The following is a 20,507-nucleotide window of genomic DNA, read 5'->3' as shown; positions in this document are numbered from 1 at the left end:
AAAAAAAGGGCCCGCAGGCCCAAAAATTTTTTTATTCTTTGTCTGGTTCTTCAGCTGTTAAATAAATTTCTGAAAGTGACAAGTCTGATCCAGTCTGTACATCCCATTGAGAAACTCGATTGTTGACCGCGGTCAAATTATAACGATATAAAGTTGGGAAGGCAGGAACTTCCTCATGCATATAAGCTTGCCATTCATAGAAAGCTTCTTGTTTATATTTTGGATCGAATGACGCATCTGAATTAATTTTTTCAATAATTTTATCATTTTCTTCAGTGGCCCAACGAGGATCGTTCATCACACTGATTCGCGACCAAATGCCAGCAGGATTCGGATCACCGCCCAAACCGTAAGCAGCTTGGAAGACATCAATCGCTGGATCATCTTTCTCTAAACGGTCATAAAAAGAGTTAAGCTCCATTAATCGGCCATCGACTAATTCAACATTGATGCCAATTTCGCCCCACATTTGCATATAGTATTGGGCAATTGGATCAGCTGTTTCGCCTCCAGACATAGCCGCAAAGCCTAATTTAAATTCTTTACCATTTGGATCTTCAACGAAACCATCGCCATTAGTATCTTTAAAGCCAGCATCTGCTAGGATCTGTTTCGCTTTTTCAGGATCATAATTATAAGCTTCTTGATCTTTATTATAGAATTCTTCGGTAAAGTTCGGTGTAATCATTGAGTTGGCACCGATTCGAATGCCATCGTAGAATTCTTTAGCCACGGCATTGTTATCTACCGCATAGGCCATGGCTTGACGTAAAGCCTTATTAGAGGTAACCCGTGAAGGATCATACTTAACTTGACCATCTTCCCAAGTTCCTTGCTTAAAGCCGATATAAGTTAACATATTCATTAGATTACCGGCAATCTTAAAGTTCTTGGCATCCTTGAAAGTATCATATTGATCGGCTGGTAAATCAGCTACATCATAGTTTCCAGCTCTCATTTCAGCAACGACTGAACTAACTGAAACAACATCGACGATTAATTTATCAATCTTAGGGCGACCCTTATAGTAGTATTCATTAGCTACAAAAGTCACAGATTCACCTGGGGTGACTGATTCAACCTTAAACGGACCAAAACCAACAGGTTTACGACGAACTTCAGGCGCATCCTCAAAATTGGCAACATCGATATCTTTAAGATAATGCTCCGGTTCAATAAATGAACCAACGCCACCACCTGCTTGCAGCATAGAGTTATTAAAGTTAATGTAATGAATCGTTAAGGTATAATCGTCAACCCGTTCTAAACCTTCGATTTCATCAGTTTCCCCAGCATGGTATTCTTTCATCCCAACGACATTTTCATAATCTGCACTATAACGAATGCCTTTATAATCTGGATGACCAATCACATAATAAGGAAAAATCACATCATCGATGGTAATCGGTTCTCCATCATCCCATTTGGCATCTTTAGGAATTGAAAGGGTCACTGTTTTGGCTTTCTGATCGTATTCAATATCGGCAAACCCAGAATTATCCATCTTGAAGTTCTCATCATAACCAATTAAGCCTTCATTGAAGAAGTTAATAATTTGGGCATCCGAATTCTTAGAATATACTAGTGAATTTAACAATCCTTCAAAAGGATCCCCCACCAAGGCATATTTCAGTGTTCCACCCTCAATAGCCTCTCCCTCGTTTTTAACTTCAGTTTCAAATGATACTAGGCCATCTTCATTTTCAGAATTTGTTTCCTGCTCCTGATTACTTTCCTTATTACCGCATGCGACCAAACTTAAACCTGCCAAAATAACCGCCGTGGATTTTAATAGTTTTTTCATCCAAATACCTCCTACACATAATCCAATACCATATTTCCCATTATATAATATCGATATATCTTTGTCTATGAACATTCTAACAGAATTTGGAAACGATTCCAACAAAATTCTAAATGATTAAAAATTTAACAAATAAATGAGAAAACAGGACGATTTAATCAAAATACTTGACATCGGCTAACGCTTTTATAAATTTATTATGACCATATTCTATCAGTGTCTTTCACAGTTTATCAAACAACTTATAAGCCAATAAAAAACAACCTAGAACAAAATGCTCTAGGCTGTTTATCACATATTCTGATGTTAATTAAATTTATTCTGCGACTGGCGCATCAGCAGTTAGATAAATTTCCGTCCAATCTAGATCAGAACCGATGGTAACATCATATTTATTTACCCGATTGTTAACCGCTGTTAATTTATAACGGAACAGTGTTGGGAAGACAGGGACTTCTTCATGAACATAAGCTTGCCAATCGTAGAAGGCTTTTTTACGGAATTCAGTATCGAAAGAATCATCTGATTCAATCGCTTGAATTAACTTATCATTTTCTTCAGTTGCCCACCGAGTAAAGTTGAAAGCGGCTTTTCGTCCATATAAGCCAGAAGGATTTGGATCTCCCCCAGTTCCCCAAGCAGCTTGATAAATATCAATCGCTTCATCGTCTTTTTGAATGCGGTCATAGAATGAGTTGAATTCCATTAAACGTCCATCAACTAATTCAACATTCACGCCGATTTCAGCCCACATTTGCATATAATATTGAGCCAATGGTTCAGCGGTTTCCCCACCAGACATTGAAGCAAAACCTAACTTAAATTCTTTTCCATTAGGATCTTCAACGAAGCCATCGCCATTACTATCTTTAAAACCAGCATCAGCTAAAATTTGTTTAGCTTTTTCTGGATCATAATTGTATCCTTCTTGATCTTTATTGTAGAAGTCTTCCGTAAAGTTAGGGGTAACGAGTGCATTGGCTGCTTGACGAATACCATGATAGAATTCTTTAGCAATCGCATTGTTATCCACTGCATAGGCCATGGCTTGACGTAAAGCTTTATTGGAAGTAACTTTGCTTTCATCATAAACCACTTCGCCTTTTTCAGCATCCCATTTACCCATCTTGAAGCCAATATAGGTATAGGCATTCTCTAACATACCAATCGTCTTGAAGTTGGTAGCATCCTTATATGTTTCATATTGGTCAGACGGTAAATCAGCAATATCATAATTACCCGCCTTAAGTTCGGCAACAACCGAGGTTGGGTTAACAACATCAATTTGTACCTTATCAATCTTAGGTTTACCTTTATAATAGTATTCATTGGCCGCTAAGACGACAGATTCACCCGCGGTAACCGATTCAACTTTAAATGGACCGAAGCCAACTGGATTTTGACGAACATATTCAGAGTCTTCAAGTTCAGCGACTGGCACATCTTTCAAGATATGTTCAGGCTCAATATAAGATGAAACCCCGCCCCCAGCTTGTAAGAGTGAGTTGTTAAAGTTGATATAGTGAACTTTCAAAGTATAATCATCGACACGTTCCAAGCCAGAGATTTCTTCGGCTTTTCCTTCGTGATACTCAGTCATCCCCTCAACGTTCTCATAGTCTGAACCATAACGAATTCCAGTGTAATCAGGATGGCCAATGACATAATAAGGGAAAATCACATCATCGATAGTAATAGGTTCACCGTCATCCCATTTAGCATCTTGAGGGATTGAGATGGTTACCGTTTTTTCTTCTTGGTTAAATTCAATATCAGCAAAACCAGAATTATCAATTCCAAAGTTTTCATCATAACCATAAAGACCTGGGTTGAAGAATGTAATAATCGTTGCATCGGGATTCCCACCATATACCATATTGTTTAATAATCCTTCAAAAGGGTCTCCGACTAAGGCATATTTCAAAGTGCCTCCTTCAATCGCTTCCCCTTCATTTTCTGCGATGGATTCAAAATCTAAAATACCTTCTTCATTTTCTTCTTGAGCGAAGACTTGACTTGCTGGACTTACCAAGACACCCGCTAATGACATTGCTGCTGCTGAATATGCAAAAGATTTCTTTAACAGTTTTTTCATCCTTTTACCTCCATAATGGCTTTCGCCTTAATCTTATTTTAATTATATCTTAATCTAGGATTTATGTCTAGCCTTAAATCACTTAAGATTAAATAAAGATGAGATTGTCTCTAGAAAATGAGCATTGCTATTACGAAAAAGGCTGAATTTGATCTTTCTTGGCTAATCCATCAGCTTCATCTCTTTGATAAATTTCCAAATAAAAATCTTCAAGCAGAGCAATCTACTTGAAGATTCGAAACAACTATATTATTGAATGCTTAACCAATCCGTTGTCGAGAATCGGCTGCCCGTTGTAAGGCTTGACCGATATAGTTAATGCATAACATCAGAACCAATATTACGATTACAGCTGGTAACCAAACCCACATCTTATTCTCAATAACATCTGGGTTGTTGGCATAAGAGATCAAGGTTCCTAAACTTGGCGTTCCTGCTGGCAAACCAAAGCCTAAGAAGGATAAACCAGTTTCCAAACCAATATTTCCAGCAAATGCCAAAGTTAAATTGGTAATAATCAGTGAGGAAAGATTAGGTAACAAGCCACCAAACATAATGACTGGATCGCGAGTCCCCATGGTTTTACCGGCAGCGATGTAGTCTTTAGAAGCTTCAGACAGAGTCGCTGTCCGAAATAGTCGAGTAATTCCAGCCCAACCAAATAGGGAAATAACCCAAATCAAGGTCCAGGCATTAAAACGACCAACAATGGTAACAATCACAATGATAATCATAAATTGAGGGAGAACCATAATAAAGTCAACCACCCGCATCATTATATCATCTATAATACCCCCATAATAGCCAGAAACGATTCCTAGCATAATACCAATGATGGCGGTAATAATCGTCACCGAAAAACCAATTAAGACAGAATTTCGAGTCCCTAGAAAGAGCAAGGCAAAGATGTCTCGGCCACCTTCATCAGCTCCTAATAAGTAGCCCTTTTCTCCTGGAGCAGCAAAACGACTAAAAATATCAACCCGTGTTACTTCATTGACATCGAAAATAAATGGGGAGATAAAAGCAGCAATCAAAATGACCGCTAATATGATCAAGGCAGTCATGGCTACCTTATCACGTAGAAATTCACGTTTAATAATCTCAAAGCCCATAGGAGGGAGTGTTTCTTCATCTATTGTCACAACATTGGCTTCTTGAGCCACATTTAATTGTTCTTGTGTCATCTTTGATCCTCCTATTGAATTCTAATTCTTGGGTCAACAAAGACCATAATGATATCCGACAGCAGTGTACCCAGCAAGGTCATCAAGCCAAACAATAAGACTAAGGCCGTCATTACCGAGAAGTCACGGCCGGTAATCGAGGTGATGAATAAATCGCCCATTCCTTGATAGGTAAAGATGGTTTCGGTAATAACTGAACCAGAAATTAATCCGGTCAAGGTATAACCCATAAAGGAAGCAATCGGTAAGAGTGAATTACGGAAAATATGACGAGAATAAATTTTCTCTTCAGGCACTCCTTTAGCCCGCGCAGTCCGGACATAGTCCTGAGTCTTGGCATCAATGACTCCGGTTCTCAAATATTGAATCGTCCCGGTCGTACTTAATAAGGCCAAGGTAATGGCTGGCAATATCATATGATAGAGCCGAGATAATGAGTGAGATAAGGTACCCACTTCAACTCCAGAACCAATCGTACCTCGAGTTGGGAACCAACCAAGCGTATAGCCAAACAACCATAACATTAACAAACCAAGGACAAAGGTCGGAATAGAATAGGAAATAAAATTATATAAGTTTACAAAACGGTCAAAACCAGAATACTGATAGCGTCCAGCAAATAATCCTAAAGGTAAAGCAATCAAATAAGTTAAAATCACCGTTAGAATTGATAACCATAAAGTATTCCAAATTCTTAAACCAATAATTTTGGTGACTGGCATCTTGTGGGCAAAGCTTCGACCAAAATCTCCACGAATCGCCTTACTAATCCAATCGATATAACGTTCTGGCCAAGGTTTATTCAAACCTAATAATTCCCTCTGACGGGCAATTTGTTCAGCAGAAATGGTCGGATCGATTAAACCGGTCAAAGCATCCCCTGGTAACATGGCGCCTAATAAGAAGACGATGATACTCAGAATGAAAATTTGAGGAATCATTAAAATAATCCGACGTAAAATTGTTTTCCACATATTATATTTCCTCCTTCGTCAAAGAGATGGACTGAGTATCTTTTAAGGCTACCTTATGATTTCCTTTGACCACTTTCAAGTCATAAACTCGACCTTCAGGGGTATAGTATTTATTCTTATTTTGATGATACTCTTTTTCAACAATTAAACGTTTACGTTTGGTTTCTTCACGACCGTTCGGGTCAATCTTCGGAATCGCCGATAACAAGCGCCGAGTATAGATATGTTGTGGATAATCATAGATATCATCACGGTCTCCATACTCAGTGAAACGACCACGATACATGATAGCAATCTCATCACACATATGACGCACAACGCCGAGGTCATGGGAAATGAATAAATAAGAAACATTAAATTCTTCTTGAATCTGCTTCATAAAGTTCAAGACTTGGGCTTGAACAGACAAGTCTAAGGCAGAAACTGGCTCGTCCGCGATGACTAACTTAGGATTTAAAGCGACCGCCCGGGCCACCCCTATCCGTTGACGTTGACCACCTGAGAATTGATGAGGATATTTGGTCAGTGCTTCTTCACTTAAACCTACGATGGCTAACAATTCAAGAATCTTGCGCCGCTCTTCGTCGGGCGTCATCTTAGAGAAGTTCCGCAAAGGTTCGGCCATAATATCTTTAATCCGTTTTTTAGGATTAAAACTAGACATTGAATCTTGAAAGATCATTTGCACATTCTTGGTGTAGTCTGACCGCCGAGCACGGGCACTCTTGGAAACATCTTCGCCTTTATAATAAATGTTACCTTCGGTGATTTTCTCGAGGCCCACAATCGCCTTACCGATGGTCGATTTTCCGGAACCAGATTCCCCGACTAAACCGTAGGTCTTCCCTTGTTCAAAAGACAAATCTATCCCATCAACCGCATAAACATAATCGGTAATCCGGTTGAAAAATCCAGACCGAATTGGGTAATGGACTTTTAAATTCTCAACTTTAATTAATTCAGTCATTATTTACCCTCCTCTGGAAAAAAGAAATGTTCATGACAGGTACATCTGACAAAATGTCCCGGCAAAACTTCATGCAAGACTGGATTTTCCTCATGGGCTTCAGCAGGAATCCAAGGAATCCGTGGCGCAAAGCGACAACCGGTCCGTGGTAACTTGGTAATCGTTGGGACTACCCCTTGAATTACATGGAGTTCACCAGATTGGTTATCCACCAAATCATTTGATTGAGGAATAGACCGCAATAAAGAGCGCGTATATGGATGTTTAGGATTGTTAAAGAGCTCATGAACTGGAGCCAATTCAACAAATTGGCCCGCATACATCACTGCGACACGATCCGCTGTCTCTGCAACTACGCCCAAATCATGGGTAATTAAGATAATTCCTGATTCAGTTTCTTCTTGAATATCATTGAGTAAGTCAAGAATTTGAGCTTGAATAGTCACATCCAAAGCGGTTGTCGGTTCATCGGCAATGATAATTTCAGGCTTACAAGCTAATGCAATGGCAATAATAACCCGTTGCCGCATCCCCCCAGAAAGTTCATGGGGATATTGCTTGGCCATCCGTTCGGGATTTTGAATACCGACTTGATCAAGGAGTTCTAAGACACGGGCCCGTCTTTGTTCCTTATCTAATTTGGTATGGAAATACAAAGGTTCTTCAATTTGAGCTTCAATCGTCATCAAAGGATTCAATGAAGCCAAAGGGTCTTGGAAAATCATACCAATCTGATCTCCCCGAATATTTAAGAACTGACGTTCACTATAATCTAGCAGATTATCGCCTTGATAAATAATTTCACCCGATTCACGGGTATTTTTCTTATCATGCAGACCTACAATGGAAGTGGCGAGTGTACTCTTACCACAACCTGATTCCCCGACGATGGCTAGTTTTTCATTCTTTGATAAGGTAAAAGACACACCATCAACGGCATCATAGAAATCATCTTTAATCCGAAAACCAGTATGCAAGTCTTTTACTTCAAGCAAAACTTTATTACTGTCCATATTTTTCCTCCACTTTTATTGTGTCTAAAAGAAAAGCACTGCTTATCGCTTGATAAACAGTGTCTTAAAAATTGTATTTATCTTCCAACACCATTATTTAAGTTCTTCAATATAGTTGACCACTTCTCCAATTGTCTGAATTTCAGCGATTTGTTTATCAGAGAATTGAATATTATATTTACTTTCTACTTCCATCACGAGTTCAATAATATCTAATGAATCCGCTCCTACTTCAGCTAAATGTAAATCTGGCGTAATATCCTCTTCTTGCAAACCGAACCGATCGACGAGCAATTGCCTAATGACCATAAATATATTCTGATTACCATCCAATACCCGACACCCCCGGAATTTTCGATGAATAAACATACCCACATTCTACCGTCAATTATGAGATTTGTCTATGCAATTTCTAAACTTTCTTACTTAAACTTATAGTTTTTAATCATTTCCTAAGCTATTTTGGTCGAAATGATGGCTAATTCGTTCAGCCACCCGACCTTCGACCATCGCTCGCGCTTGAAAGATACCATACATAATCGCTTCTGCTTTAGCTGAGCCATGGGTTTTAATTACGGGAGCTTTAACACCCAGTAAGACGGCTCCGCCAGCCTTAGAAGTATCTAAAATTTGTAATTTCTTCTTAAAGGCAGATTTAATGAGCAGTCCACCAATTTTAGTCAATAGACCAGACTCGGTTAAGATATCTTTAATGTAGCCTAATAAGCCAGTAGCAACCCCTTCAATGTTCTTCAAGACGGCGTTCCCAGTAAAGCCATCGGCAATCACGATATCTGCGGGGCCATCTAATAAAGTCTTACTTTCAACATTACCGATAAAATGAATCCGTTCTTCATGATTTAATAATTGAAAGGCTTCCTTGCTCAGGCTTGAACCTTTACTCGCTTCGCTCCCGTTATTTAACAAGGCAACGCGTGGTTGAGGAATTTCAAGAATTTGTTGGGCATAGACGTTAGCGATAATTGAAAATTGGTGGAGATTGACCGCTTTGGTGTCCGCATTGGCACCTGAATCCATCAAAATAAAATTCGGTCGATTCCCTTTCAAAGTCGGAATAATCGCCATCAGTCCCGGTCGATCGATGCCTTTAATCCGTCCCACCACTAATAAACCGGCTGCTAACAAAGCTCCAGTATTTCCCGATGATACTAGAGCGTCGGCCTGTCCTTCTTTAACGGCTTTTGCTGCTCTAACCATCGATGAGTTCTTCTTCCGACGAATGGCCTTGACGGGCTCATCTTCCATGGTAATGATCTCATCGGTCGGCATAATAATGATTCGTTCTTCTTTCAATAATTGAGGTTTGCTTATTTGCTCTTTAATTTGAGCGGGATCGCCAAATAATAAAATTTGCATATCTTCATATTTTTGCAGAGCAGCCATCGCTGCCTTGACTTCCTCTTGGGGAGAAAAGTCGCCTCCCATCGCATCAAGCGCTATTCTAATCATAGTGACCTCCCATACTTTCATTGCTTTCTAATTATATCAAATTTCTATCGAAACTTCTTGGCTTATTTGCTGAAGCTCAGCATATTCTTGGGCTGAAATCAGCTGCGGATGACTTAAAATTGCTATGACGTCCTGACGTGCCAATTCTAGAATCTGTTGATCTTCAAAAAGGTTGGCGTAATGAAATTGTGGCAACCCTGATTGTTGCCGACCCAATAAGTCACCCATCCCCCGAATCTTCATATCTGTCTGGCTTAATTCAAAACCATCCTGACTTTGTTCCATCATATTTAGCCGTTCTTTAGCTTGTTCAGTGGTTGGCTTAGCGACCAAATAACAATAAGATTGGAGTAATCCCCTTCCCACCCGACCACGGAGCTGATGTAATTGAGCCAGACCAAAACGTTCAGCCGAATGGATTACCATCATGGTCGCATTCGGCACATTAATCCCGACTTCAATCATCGTGGTCGCGATTAAAATTTGTAGCTGGTCCTGGCTAAAGGCCTGCATGACACTTTCCTGGTCTTCTTTCTTCATCTGACCATGAAGCACACCGATGCTGGTATCAGGGAAAATTTCCTTTAACTGCTGGTAAATTGAAGAGACACTTTCGACTTCAGTCAAACTCTCTGAGTCTTCAATAAAGGGCAGGACATAATATATCTGTTGATTTAAACTTAATAGTTCCCGAATCTTTTGGTAAAGTTTATCCATATGATCGGCTGTGATCACTTTGGTGATTATCCGCTTGCGACCTGCAGGGAGTTGGTCAATCGTTGACACCTGCATCTGACCATACAGAGACATCGCTAAAGAGCGAGGAATCGGCGTAGCAGTCATTTGTAAGATATTTAACTGATATTCACTCCCAGCTTTGGCCAGCAAAGCTTGACGTTGACCAACACCAAATCGGTGTTGTTCGTCTATAATCACGAGTCCCAGACGATTGAATTTAAGCTGATCTTGAATCAAGGCATGGGTGCCGATCACTAGCTTGATGGTCCCACTGGCAAGATCTTGATGAATTCTTTCCTTTTCTGTCTTTTTTAGGCCCGAAACCAGATAAGCGGTCTGTCTTGCCAAAGGTTCAAATAAGCTAATAAAACCTTCATAATGTTGTTTGGCTAAGATCTCAGTTGGGACCATGATGGCCGCTTGATGACCACTACTCAAGGCCGCAATACAAGCGAGAAAAGCGACGATGGTTTTACCACTGCCGACTTCTCCTTGAAGGAGTCTTAGCATAGGATAGGGAGCCAATAAATCATAGCAAATTTCATTCAATGCTTGCTTTTGTGCATCAGTGAGTTCAAAAGCCAGTTGATCAATCGTCTGTCTTAAATAATTTACATCATATTTTAATGATAAGCCTTTCTCCTGACGGACATCCTTCGAAGCTTGTTGAATTCGCCATTGGAAGAGAAAGAATTCTTGATAGATAATCTTTCGTTCCCCTTGGCGATGATGCTCAATATCTGTTGGAAAATGCAAATTCTTTAAAGCTTCTTTCAGTGGGAGCAACTGATATTTATGATTAAGTGACTGCGGCAGGATTTCAGGAATAAATTCCCAATATTCATTCAGTGCAAATTGAATGGCTCTAAGCAATTGGTTCTGACTGATGCCTTGCTTTAAATGATAGACTGCTTGATAATCCTGTCCCTGCATACTTTGCGAGATTAACTTGATTGCAGTCAAACTTTGTCGCTTGGCCTGCCATTTCCCGTAGACAGCTAATTTCTGGCCAAGATGAATTTGCTTGGCTAAATAGGCCTGGTTAAAGAAGACGACTTGAATGACTTCTTGAGAACTCAAGGCCATTTTAAATTGCAAGCGATTCTTCCGCTTACCAAAATATGAAACCGTCGCTGGACTTACCACAGTGCCAACAAGGTTGATCTTTTCTTGATCCAACACCGTCGCCAAATCCCGTTGTTGGATATTCACATAACGAAAAGGAAAATGAAATAATAAATCCTTGACCGTAAAAATACCTAACTGGTTTAATTTTTCAGAACTTTTGGGGCCGATGCCTTTTAATTGGCTAATCGGATCATGCCAATTTCTTCGTTGATTCAACATGTCACTCCTAGCATACAGAAAAGAAAAACTCCCATAGTAGCTTGCGCCACAATAGGAGTTCACAAAGCCATTTTATTCAACGGACATAATATAATGGTATACCGGCTGATCGGTTTGAATGATTTCAAATTCAACATCGGCAAATACTTGATTCACTTGATCAGCTGTCGCTTCGGCCAGACCGAGGTCACCATCTTCACCAACGAGAACCGTGGCTAATTCTGAATGATCATTCACCATTTGTAATAAGGTTTCTAACAAGCATGTTTCCAATTCAGGGTGGGAGAATTTGATTTTATTATCAATAATCCCCATAAAATCATCTTTCTTGATGTTTACCCCATCAATTTCTGTATCTCGAATTGAATAGGTAATTTGACCTGATTTAATAGATTGACTCATTTCACTCATATGTTCAAGGTTAGATTCAACATCCATTTCAGGATTAAAGCTAATCAGAGCAGCAATTCCCTGTGGAATGGTTTTGGTTGGGATGACATGAATCGATTTATCCGAAACTTGACTAACTTGTTCGGCCGCCATAATAATATTCTTGTTATTAGGCAAGATGATGATTTCTTCTGCATGTAACTGATCAATCGCCTTAACAAAATCTTCTGTGGATGGGTTCATCGTTTGGCCACCGGCCAAAACATAGTCCACTCCCATCGACTTGAAGAGCTCAATCATACCTTTTCCGGCAGCAACAGTCACGATGGCATATTTTTTATCTGTCTGTTGACTATGAGGTTGGATTTGTTGATCTTGGCGTTCCAGTTCTCTAACTTGTTCGCGCATATTATCGACTTTGATTTTGATTAATTCACCAAATTCTTGGCCTAATTGCATGACTTTACCTGGGTTTTCAGTATGGACATGGACTTTTACAATCTCATCATCGGCCACAACTAATAGCGAGTCGCCCATTTGGTTTAACGTTTGACGAAAGTCCTGTTCATCAAAGTTATTCTTATTCTGATCTAAGCGCACCATAATTTCAGTACAAAAACCAAAGGTAATATCTTCCATGCGTAGTGGCATTTCTTCATTCATTTCTGAGAAAATAGCGTGAGCATGGCTCTCATCTTTGACAGCCTTATTCTTACTGATTACCTTTTCTCCGGTTAAATTAGCTAAAAAGCCTTCATAAATACAAAGCAAGCCTTTACCACCGCTATCTACCACACCGACTTGTTTAAGCACTGGTAACAAATCAGGAGTTGACTCCAGGGCTAGTGTCGCCCCATCAACAATCGCCCGCATGATCTCAATAATATCTGAACTTTCTTTAAGTTGTTTCTCACCGGCGATTGCAGCTTCGCGGGCAACGGTTAAGATGGTTCCTTCAACAGGCTTCATCACGGCCTTATAGGCCGACTCCACCCCACCAGCGAAGGCAGCGACGAAGGTTTTTGCATCTAAGTGTTTTTCTTCCTTAATGGCTTGCGAAAAGCCACGGAAAATTTGTGATAGAATCACGCCTGAATTACCTCGAGCGCCCATTAATAACCCTTTAGCTAAGTTGAGGGCTGCTTCACCGACATGATCTCCTTCTTCTTTCAATAGGTAGTCCCGTCCAGAAATAAATGTCATATTCATATTAGTTCCTGTATCCCCATCGGGGACAGGAAACACGTTTAGCGAGTTGACTAAATCTACATTCTCTGTTAAGTATTCTGAACCTGAAACAATCATATCCTGAAACTGGGTCGCATTTAATTCTAATAATTCCAATGTTATCCTCCTGACTTTGTATCTACTTAATCTAATTTAACGCCTTGAACATGGACGTTAACATAGTCTAATTCAAATCCAAGAGTTGTTTCAACGTGATATTTAACAGATTCTTGAATATTTCGACAAATTACTGAGATTTTCGTTCCATAGGTTACTAAGATATACACATCGACCGAGACCGCCGCTCCTTTTTGAGCTAGGACGACTCCCTTGGTATAATTTTCTTTTTTAAGAATTTCAATAATATTATCGCGGAAGAAATTTTTACTTACCATTCCTACAACACCATAGTTATCAATGACTGCTGCCCCCACCACGGTTGCGATAGCTTCGTTGGTTAGGGTAATTTGGCCGGTTGGCGTTGTCATATTAATTGCCATTATTTATTCCTCCTCTAAGCTAGGTCTAAAAGATATAGTAAATCATACCTTTTCATTCTTAAAATAGCAAACTTATCATATCATATTCTGTGCGACAAGGATAGTTTAAGCAGTAGACCAAAGCCATGGAGTTCATAGATTTTCCGGACAATTTATAATAAATTCTTGATTCTAGACTTAACTTATGGTAAATTACTCAAGTATGAAAAAATTAGACGCTGGTCTATGTGAGAAGGAGGAACTTGTATGGCAAAAGTATGTTATTATACAGGACGTAAAGCTAAATCTGGAAACAACCGTTCACACGCTATGAATAAATCTAAACGCCGTTTCGGTGCTAACTTACAAAAAGTTAAAATTATGGTTGACGGTAAACCAAAACGTGTTTGGGTTTCTGCCCGTGCGATTAAATCAGGTTTAGTAGAACGTGCTTAATTTTAAGCTATAATTGCAATCATCCATAATAAACCCTGGTATTTCAACAAAGAAGTACCGGGGTTTATTTTTTTGCCAAAATGAATGATGGACCGACCTATTCGTTTAAAAAAGACCATTTAAGTCTTAATTGGTTAGATTAATAACCCTTGCTCTTGTCAAGCTGATTGCGAGCGAGTTGACCGGTCTGACAATAAGATTGAAGATTTTCGTAAAAAATAGGAAAAACCTTATCTTGGTAATCATGCATCTGGCCAGTGATGTGAGGGGTAATCGTAATGCCCTCACTAGCCCACAAGGGAGACCGATCAGACAAAGGTTCTTCCTCGAAAACATCGAGGTAAGCACCGGCAATTTCTTTCTCTTGGATGGCTTGATAGAGATCGTCTTCCACTACCGATCCGCCCCTACCAATATTAATAAATAAGGCTTGATCGTTCATATCCGCAAAGAACTTCCGGTTAAAATAGGCCCTTGTCTCATTGGTTAAAGGCATAGCATTCACTACTATATGGGCGGTATTCAGCATTCGCCGGGCGTTGGCTAAGGTATAGCACTTGGAGAAGTTCTCAATATCGCGCCCATTAGTGTTAACACCGCGCACACGCATGCCAAAAGCTGAAGCCATTCGGGCAATTTCTTGACCAATATTCCCGGTGCCGAAAATCAACATACATTTGCCCGGTAAGGTATGGAGTTGTTGAGCGGATACGGGTGACCAAGTCCGATCTTCCTGTGCCTTTAGTGATTGATAAAGGCCTCTCCCCTTACCCAAAATATAAGCAAAGACGGATTCAGTAATTGCTGAGGCATGAATGCCGGTCGTTGTCGATACCATCAAATCTGGATTCTCAATAATTTCTTTGGGAAGATAATCCACCCCGGCGGACTCTACTTGAACCCATTCCAATTGATTCATCTGGTCCAAATTTTCTTTGACTTGATTATTCCAACCAAAAATAATCTCGATAAGAGAATAATCAGCCGGATTAATCTGATCAAACCATTCAACCTCGTAATTAGGACAGATATTTTTAATTTTTTCTAGTAAATTTGCCTGCAAATTTGGAATAATCGCTATTATTGCTTTCATACAAATCGCTCCTCTTCGTTCATCCAGATTACCAGAATCAAGCCTTCTTTAAAAGATAAATGAATCGGCTGATTCAAAGCAATAAACTCATTACTGACTAGTGCTCGGGGAAAGTCGAAATCTTGACTGGCTAAATTATATTTTGCCCCCTCAATCTTTAAGGATTTGACCGGAGTTAAGCTAATCACGGATAGGTAGTCAGGCAGAACAGGGCCTGCTTGCAAAATATGGTCGCCAGGAAAATACCAAGCCATTCTTAAATTTTCCTCAACAAAGTAGGTATGATCAAAGAGATCTTGGAAGCGCGGTTGATAAGGCAGATACAAATTAGCAATTAAATGATCTAAACGTCTGGATTCCATGCCAATCGCCCCAAAAACACAAATATCAGACTGGGGATAATGTTGGCTAATCCATTCAAAAGCAATCTCAGTATCTGTATCATCTTTCGCCGAAGGGTACTCTAGCCAAGCTTTGCTCTTCTCTTGGAGTTCCAATTTCTCTCGGTGAGCCAGAGAATCAAAATCACCGATCCCCAAATCTATTGGAAAGTTAGCTCGAACCAGTTCTAAGGCACCGCGGTCTACCCCAATAAAAAAATGTTCCGAATATTCAGCTAATATTTCCGGCAAGCGGTACAAGGAAGGTTGATGGGCCCCAGCACAAACTATGATCAAAGGATAAGTGTTATTCATCAATATCACTCCTTCAAACTTGCCATGGCTTGCGCATAGGAGGCAGCTTTAAATAAGTAGGAACCAGCCACAGCCACATCTGCACCAGCCTGACGAACCGCTTGGATTGTTTCACGATTGATTCCACCATCCACTTCTATCTCGTAGTGATAATCATGTTGTTGACGTAATTCTTTCAATGTGGCAATTTTATCGAGACTGGCTTTAATAAACTGCTGACCCCCAAAACCAGGATTTACTGACATCACAAGAACTAAGTCAACCATAGCCAAGACTGGCTCAATTTGATTTACCGGTGTTCCAGGATTGATCACAATCCCAGCCTGAACGCCTAAATCTTTAATCTTTTGAATTAAACGATGGATGTGTCGACTGGCTTCGACATGAACCGAAATGATATCGGCACCTGCTTGAGCCACCGCTTCAATATATTGTTCAGGATGGGCGATCATTAGATGAATATCGAAGGTCAAATCAAAATAAGGCCTCAAGGTTGAAATAATCATCGGTCCAAAAGAAATATTCGGCACAAATTGACCATCCATAATGTCAATATGGAGATAGTCAGCACCAGTTTCGACCATGGCCGAAACATCTTGAACTAAATGAGCAAAATCTGCACTTAAAATAGAGGGAGCTATTTTCATTGAATCACCTTTCTAGTATTCAATAATTGACTTGATTATCACGGATGCGTTTCAGTAAAATCAAGTAGGATTGATAACGACTGGCGGCAATTTCTTCAGCGGCAACCGCCTCTTTAACCCGACAGCCTGGTTCCTGATCATGGACACATGATCTAAAGCGACACTCTTGACCAAACGATCTTATCTCAGGGAAGGTTAATCGCAAGTCAGCCGCTCCCATTAAAGGTAAGTCCATCGCCGAAAAACCTGGCGTATCGGCTAAAAAGGCCTGTTCAACCGGATAAAGGGTCACCTTACGGGTTGTATGTCGTCCCCGATTCAGCGCAGAACTGATTTCAGCTGTCGAGATGTTCACGTCAGGCAGGAGCTGGTTTAGAAAGGTTGACTTACCAGCCCCAGACTGACCCATTACCACATAAATCCCTTTTTGCAGACTTTCTTTAAATTGTTCAACGAAGCTTTGCTCTTTGCTCTTAATCCAGACTTTGTAGCCTAACGCTTCATAAATGGTCTTAATTTGATTAACATATGCTTGAGCTTGTTCTTGACCTAATTTATCGACAAGTAAATCATATTTTGTTAAGAGGATATTTACCTTAATTTCTTGCCATTCAAGATTTACCAAATATTGATCTAACAGAGTAAAACTAAAATCTGGCTCAACTAGAGCCATCACTAAAATCACATAGTCAACATTAGCCACCGGTGGACGGACGAGACTATTTGTTCGTGGTAGGATATGGATTAAGCGACTTTCTGACTCAGGATCGTCAAGGTTTTCTTCAATGACAACACGATCACCGACAATGGGTTTTACATTCTGATGACGAAAAACTCCCTTAGCCTTAGTCACAAATTCGCGACCATCAGCCCACACATAATAAAAACCACTTAAAGATTGATAAATGACGCCCATATGTTCTTGAATATTCACTTGTTCTATGGCTTGATTCGGCATTAAACTCCCTCCTCGGTCCGTTTTCACAGATAATTATAACATAATTCTTAGATAGATTATCAGAAAAACTATTAAGCCCTTGGTCCAGCATCATTACTGAACCAAGGGCTAATCTCCTAGAACACAAAATTGTTCACACTATTTAACTTAAATATCTAGAAATATTTTAAGTGGCTGACATCTATTTATTTACCTCAAGACATCAACGACTTATTGAGGGTAAACCTCATTACTCTCTTCTACGACTTCACCATCTCTTAAAACGCGATACTGTCCTGTTCCATTGGATGGAATATAGAGAGTAATCTTAATGGTTTGTGATTCAGTGATTTCAAACTCACGAGCGACCGTTGTAATATCGTTATTATTATCGCCAATATAGACTTGAATTTTGTTTGCTAGCGGTTTTTCTTTATTTTTATCATTCTCGGCATAAGTTGGTATATACTCAAGAAACACTTCTAGACTTGTTGTGACGACTTCTTCTTGCTCAGGTCCTTGGGACACCACTACCTGAATCGTATCTCCCGGCGCTAAAGGAGTCCCACTAGCAGGTGATTGACTGATGACTTGGTCTTTCGGTAAATAGTCATTATATTCATAAACTTCTTCAACATTTAAACCATAACCTTCAGCGAATCGATAAACCATATCTAAAGATAGGCTAGGATTTTCAAAGTCTTGCATGGTGGTGGATTCTGAATAATTGCCCACAAACATTGTTATCGGGTTCTCACTTGGAATGACATGAGTCCCTGGTGCAATACTTTGTTCAAGAATCATACCCGCTTCATCCGGATTACTAGTCGCCCAATCTCGGCGGTCAACAATGAAATCCGATTCCGTTAACATACGTCGAATCGGTTCATATTGTTGTCCAACATAATTGCCAAGTTCTACCTGTTGCTTACCACTGCTAACAATTAAGTCAACGGTTTGATTTTTCTCGACACGTTCGCCTGATTCAGGTTGACTTTTAATCACGGTACCCACCGGCAAACTATCATCCCAAGTCTTTTTTTCTTGCCCTGCTTTAAGATTTTTTTCAGCTAAGGCTTTGTTCGCTTCGCTCAATGACAATCCAGAAACATCTGGCACAGAGACATAACGAACAGTTTGATCATAGATAAAGTAAGCGCCGACCGCTAAAGCGATGAGAATGATCGCGACCAATACAGCACGTAAGAAATGACGTTTACGATGGGGTTTGGAAATAGGTGGTACAGTATCAAAAGTTTGATAGCTACTTTCGTCGAGAGGTTCGACTTCCGCACTTACTTCCGCCAACACCTTCTCAGCTTCACTTGGTTTGAGGGGCGCTACTACTCGAGTTTGTTCTAACAGTTCACGGGCTTGAAAAGGTTCTTCAAACATGCGACTGGTCGACAAGCTGGTGCTTAAATCTGCCAACATACCACTAACTGATTCATAACGGTTCGGGGCTTCTTTAGCTGTAGCTTTTAAAACTACATTTTCCAGACTTTGGGGTACATAATCCAAGCGACTTTTAATCCGCGGAAATTCCTCTTGAAAGTGTTTCAAAGCAATTGAGACAGCGGATTCACCGTCAAAGGGCACGGAACCTGTAATAAGCTCATATAAGACAACACCAAGGGCATAAATATCCGATTTCATAGTAGCATTACCGCCCCGTGCTTGCTCGGGTGATAAATAATGGACAGAGCCCAAAAGGGTATTGGTTTGAGTAATGGATGTATCGGTCAAGGCAATAGCAATCCCAAAATCGGTAATTTTTACCTGGTTGTCCTCAGTAATCAGAATATTCTGTGGTTTAATATCTCGGTGAATGATTCCATGTTTATGAGCCAACTCAATGGCTGAAAGAATCTGACTCATAATTGAAACCACTAATTCTAGCGAGATAGGGGCATTATTCTTTATAAATTTCTTTAAATCGGTTCCTTTGACATATTCCATCACAATGTATTGTTGACCATCTTCTTGATCAACATCATAGACTTCAACAATATTGTGATGAAGTAATTGACTGGCTGCCATCGCCTCACGTTGGAAGCGTTGAATCGCCTCGCAATTATCTTGAAAGTCATAACGCAAGACTTTAACAGCCACATCGCGATCTAGAATTAAATCGCGAGCTAAATAGACATTAGCCATTCCACCCTGCCCGATAGACTGGGTAATGGTATAACGTCCTGACAATTTATCGCCAATTTCAATCATGATTTGGCACCTCCTCGAGGCGCTTTTGCTCCAATTCGCGCACTAAAATCACTGTAATATTATCTAAACCACCCGCTTGGTTGGCTTGATCAATCAAATCTTGGGCCAGTTGATCCAAAGATGCTTGTGGACGGTCAAAATTATCCTTTAATTGCTCAAAACTAACCATATTGGTCAATCCATCTGAACAGATTAGCAGTGTCTCAACTTGGACAATGGCTAATTGACTAATTTCATAAGCAACGGTATCTGTACCCCCAATCGATTGAGTCACTACATTACGGATCGGGTGATATTGCCCTTCTTCAGCAGTAATCTCACCTGAGCGAATTAATTCATTGACTAAAGAATGGTCTTCAGTCATTTGTTTAAGTTCATCTCGTCGATAAATATATGCTCTAGAATCACCTACATGGGCAATAAAAAGCTGATCTTCAATGATCAAGACTAAGACTAAGGTGGTACTCATCCCTTCTAACTTAGCGGATTCCATCGATGCTTGATAAATATGGAGATTAGCCTGAGTAATGACTTTACCTAACCAGTTTTCCACTTCTTCCAAAGACAAGTTTTGACCAGATGTAAACTGCTCTCCGATAAATTCAGTGGTCATCCGACTAGCCACATCTCCTGCTTGGTTGCCACCAACGCCATCACAAAGGACCAACAAAACCTGTTGATAGTCATTGACAAAATAATCTGCATAATCTTGGTTGGAAACTCGTCGCTTCCCAATATTAGATTTTATGGAAATCTTCATTCCTT

General features: G+C 40.0%; 18 protein-coding genes. 1 reads left to right on the top strand and 17 read right to left on the bottom strand.

Features of this window, described 5'->3' with window-relative positions:
* Nucleotides 1–31: 31 nt before the first annotated feature.
* The 11 genes from BMX34_RS00480 to BMX34_RS00430 form a co-directional block, all read right to left on the bottom strand.
* Nucleotides 32–1,804 (bottom strand): oligopeptide ABC transporter substrate-binding protein, encoded by a 1,773-nt coding sequence (locus tag BMX34_RS00480; protein ID WP_092569670.1) that lies wholly within the window; start codon nt 1,802–1,804, stop codon nt 32–34.
* 316 nt (nt 1,805–2,120) lie between these two features.
* The gene (locus BMX34_RS00475) at nt 2,121–3,899 is read right to left on the bottom strand and encodes an oligopeptide ABC transporter substrate-binding protein (RefSeq protein ID WP_092569668.1); all 1,779 of its coding nucleotides are present in this window, start codon (nt 3,897–3,899) and stop codon (nt 2,121–2,123) included.
* A 260-nt stretch (nt 3,900–4,159) separates the two neighbouring features.
* The gene (locus tag BMX34_RS00470) at nt 4,160–5,086 is read right to left on the bottom strand and encodes an ABC transporter permease (RefSeq protein ID WP_092569666.1); all 927 of its coding nucleotides are present in this window, start codon (nt 5,084–5,086) and stop codon (nt 4,160–4,162) included.
* 11 nt (nt 5,087–5,097) lie between these two features.
* Nucleotides 5,098–6,060: an oligopeptide ABC transporter permease gene (opp4B, locus tag BMX34_RS00465; protein WP_092569664.1), complete on the bottom strand. Its 963-nt coding sequence runs from the start codon at nt 6,058–6,060 to the stop codon at nt 5,098–5,100.
* A gap of 1 nt (nt 6,061) precedes the next feature.
* Nucleotides 6,062–7,027 (bottom strand): ATP-binding cassette domain-containing protein, encoded by a 966-nt coding sequence (locus tag BMX34_RS00460; RefSeq protein WP_092569662.1) that lies wholly within the window; start codon nt 7,025–7,027, stop codon nt 6,062–6,064.
* Entirely contained in the window at nt 7,027–8,040 is a 1,014-nt protein-coding gene (locus tag BMX34_RS00455) for an ABC transporter ATP-binding protein (RefSeq protein WP_092569660.1), read from the bottom strand. The genes BMX34_RS00460 and BMX34_RS00455 overlap by 1 nt, the downstream gene beginning before the upstream one ends.
* A gap of 93 nt (nt 8,041–8,133) precedes the next feature.
* A complete protein-coding gene (locus BMX34_RS00450; protein WP_092569658.1) occupies nt 8,134–8,409 on the bottom strand; it encodes an acyl carrier protein in 276 nt (91 codons plus the stop codon).
* Nucleotides 8,410–8,481: 72 nt separating this feature from the next.
* Nucleotides 8,482–9,507: a phosphate acyltransferase PlsX gene (plsX, locus tag BMX34_RS00445; protein ID WP_092570279.1), complete on the bottom strand. Its 1,026-nt coding sequence runs from the start codon at nt 9,505–9,507 to the stop codon at nt 8,482–8,484.
* A gap of 39 nt (nt 9,508–9,546) precedes the next feature.
* A complete protein-coding gene (recG, locus tag BMX34_RS00440) occupies nt 9,547–11,595 on the bottom strand; it encodes an ATP-dependent DNA helicase RecG (protein ID WP_092569656.1) in 2,049 nt (682 codons plus the stop codon).
* 72 nt (nt 11,596–11,667) lie between these two features.
* The gene (locus tag BMX34_RS00435) at nt 11,668–13,329 is read right to left on the bottom strand and encodes a DAK2 domain-containing protein (protein ID WP_092569653.1); all 1,662 of its coding nucleotides are present in this window, start codon (nt 13,327–13,329) and stop codon (nt 11,668–11,670) included.
* 26 nt (nt 13,330–13,355) lie between these two features.
* Nucleotides 13,356–13,712, bottom strand: a complete 357-nt coding sequence (locus tag BMX34_RS00430) for an Asp23/Gls24 family envelope stress response protein (RefSeq protein WP_092569651.1) — start codon at nt 13,710–13,712, stop codon at nt 13,356–13,358.
* A gap of 246 nt (nt 13,713–13,958) precedes the next feature.
* Between BMX34_RS00430 and rpmB the strand changes: the two genes are divergently transcribed.
* Nucleotides 13,959–14,147: a 50S ribosomal protein L28 gene (rpmB, locus tag BMX34_RS00425; protein WP_092569649.1), complete on the top strand. Its 189-nt coding sequence runs from the start codon at nt 13,959–13,961 to the stop codon at nt 14,145–14,147.
* A 139-nt stretch (nt 14,148–14,286) separates the two neighbouring features.
* On the opposite strand, the gene BMX34_RS00420 is transcribed toward rpmB, so the two are convergent.
* The 6 genes from BMX34_RS00420 to BMX34_RS00395 form a co-directional block, all read right to left on the bottom strand.
* Complete coding sequence (locus BMX34_RS00420) at nt 14,287–15,240, bottom strand: NAD(P)-dependent oxidoreductase (RefSeq protein ID WP_092569647.1); 954 nt, start codon at nt 15,238–15,240, stop codon at nt 14,287–14,289.
* Nucleotides 15,237–15,935, bottom strand: coding sequence for a thiamine diphosphokinase (locus BMX34_RS00415; RefSeq protein WP_092569645.1), 699 nt, complete (start codon nt 15,933–15,935; stop codon nt 15,237–15,239). The genes BMX34_RS00420 and BMX34_RS00415 overlap by 4 nt, the downstream gene beginning before the upstream one ends.
* Nucleotides 15,936–15,940: 5 nt before the next feature.
* Nucleotides 15,941–16,582 carry a ribulose-phosphate 3-epimerase gene (gene rpe, locus BMX34_RS00410; RefSeq protein WP_092569643.1) on the bottom strand — a complete coding sequence of 214 codons (642 nt, stop codon included), beginning with the start codon at nt 16,580–16,582 and terminating at the stop codon, nt 15,941–15,943.
* 19 nt (nt 16,583–16,601) lie between these two features.
* On the bottom strand, nt 16,602–17,540 hold the full coding sequence (gene rsgA / locus BMX34_RS00405) for a ribosome small subunit-dependent GTPase A (RefSeq protein ID WP_234971649.1): 939 nt from the start codon (nt 17,538–17,540) through the stop codon (nt 16,602–16,604).
* 210 nt (nt 17,541–17,750) lie between these two features.
* A complete protein-coding gene (pknB, locus tag BMX34_RS00400) occupies nt 17,751–19,742 on the bottom strand; it encodes a Stk1 family PASTA domain-containing Ser/Thr kinase (RefSeq protein WP_092569641.1) in 1,992 nt (663 codons plus the stop codon).
* A complete protein-coding gene (locus BMX34_RS00395) occupies nt 19,735–20,502 on the bottom strand; it encodes a Stp1/IreP family PP2C-type Ser/Thr phosphatase (RefSeq protein WP_092569639.1) in 768 nt (255 codons plus the stop codon). The genes pknB and BMX34_RS00395 overlap by 8 nt, the downstream gene beginning before the upstream one ends.
* Between the last annotated feature and the right edge of the window lie 5 nt (nt 20,503–20,507).

Origin of the sequence: Ignavigranum ruoffiae (assembly GCF_900110675.1) — a bacterium.
Taxonomy (GTDB): Bacteria; Bacillota; Bacilli; order Lactobacillales; family Aerococcaceae; genus Ignavigranum; species Ignavigranum ruoffiae.
Note: the sequence above shows the minus strand (reverse complement) of the source record. Positions and strands in the feature narration are given on the sequence as shown.

Coding starts and splice junctions, on each gene's coding strand:
- BMX34_RS00480 (WP_092569670.1), bottom strand. CDS start 1,804: ATGAAAAAACTATTAAAATCCACGGCGGTTATTTTGGCAGGTTTAAGT.
- rpmB (WP_092569649.1), top strand. CDS start 13,959: ATGGCAAAAGTATGTTATTATACAGGACGTAAAGCTAAATCTGGAAAC.
- BMX34_RS00415 (WP_092569645.1), bottom strand. CDS start 15,935: ATGAATAACACTTATCCTTTGATCATAGTTTGTGCTGGGGCCCATCAA.
- BMX34_RS00470 (WP_092569666.1), bottom strand. CDS start 5,086: ATGACACAAGAACAATTAAATGTGGCTCAAGAAGCCAATGTTGTGACA.
- rpe (WP_092569643.1), bottom strand. CDS start 16,582: ATGAAAATAGCTCCCTCTATTTTAAGTGCAGATTTTGCTCATTTAGTT.
- BMX34_RS00420 (WP_092569647.1), bottom strand. CDS start 15,240: ATGAAAGCAATAATAGCGATTATTCCAAATTTGCAGGCAAATTTACTA.
- BMX34_RS00395 (WP_092569639.1), bottom strand. CDS start 20,502: ATGAAGATTTCCATAAAATCTAATATTGGGAAGCGACGAGTTTCCAAC.
- BMX34_RS00455 (WP_092569660.1), bottom strand. CDS start 8,040: ATGGACAGTAATAAAGTTTTGCTTGAAGTAAAAGACTTGCATACTGGT.
- opp4B (WP_092569664.1), bottom strand. CDS start 6,060: ATGTGGAAAACAATTTTACGTCGGATTATTTTAATGATTCCTCAAATT.
- BMX34_RS00460 (WP_092569662.1), bottom strand. CDS start 7,027: ATGACTGAATTAATTAAAGTTGAGAATTTAAAAGTCCATTACCCAATT.
- BMX34_RS00475 (WP_092569668.1), bottom strand. CDS start 3,899: ATGAAAAAACTGTTAAAGAAATCTTTTGCATATTCAGCAGCAGCAATG.
- recG (WP_092569656.1), bottom strand. CDS start 11,595: ATGTTGAATCAACGAAGAAATTGGCATGATCCGATTAGCCAATTAAAA.
- BMX34_RS00430 (WP_092569651.1), bottom strand. CDS start 13,712: ATGGCAATTAATATGACAACGCCAACCGGCCAAATTACCCTAACCAAC.
- BMX34_RS00450 (WP_092569658.1), bottom strand. CDS start 8,409: ATGTTTATTCATCGAAAATTCCGGGGGTGTCGGGTATTGGATGGTAAT.
- rsgA (WP_234971649.1), bottom strand. CDS start 17,540: ATGCCGAATCAAGCCATAGAACAAGTGAATATTCAAGAACATATGGGC.
- pknB (WP_092569641.1), bottom strand. CDS start 19,742: ATGATTGAAATTGGCGATAAATTGTCAGGACGTTATACCATTACCCAG.